Source organism: Pseudomonas sp. AKS31, from assembly GCF_023634765.1.
Lineage (GTDB): Bacteria > Pseudomonadota > Gammaproteobacteria > Pseudomonadales > Pseudomonadaceae > Aquipseudomonas.
The window spans coordinates 1-317 of the sequence record NZ_JAMLFX010000046.1 but is presented as its reverse complement, the minus strand read 5'-3'; the positions used below and the strand labels follow the sequence as shown (position 1 = coordinate 317).

Annotated in this window: 1 protein-coding gene; it reads left to right on the top strand. The window is 58.7% G+C overall.

All coding sequences use genetic code 11. The features are described 5' to 3' along the window. A partial coding sequence (locus M9827_RS27655; RefSeq protein WP_250608401.1) for an isochorismatase family protein occupies positions 1-317 on the top strand: 317 nt, incomplete at both ends.

The window sequence follows — 317 nt, the reverse complement described above, 5'->3', positions numbered from 1 at the left end:
CTGGTGCAGGACTTCTCGCCAAACGAGTTCAAGAACAACGTGCTGGCCCTGGCGGATCTGGCCAAGTTCTTCGAACTGCCGACCATCCTCACCACCAGTTTCGAACAAGGCCCGAACGGCCCGCTGGTGCCAGAGCTGAAAGAGATGTTCCCGGACGCGCCGTACATCGCTCGTCCAGGCCAGATCAACGCCTGGGACAACGAAGATTTTGTGAAGGCGATCAAAGCCACCGGCCGCAAGCAGATCATCATTGCCGGTGTGGTAACGGATGTGTGCGTAGCGTTCCCGACCTTGTCGGCGCTGGCAGAAGGGTTTGA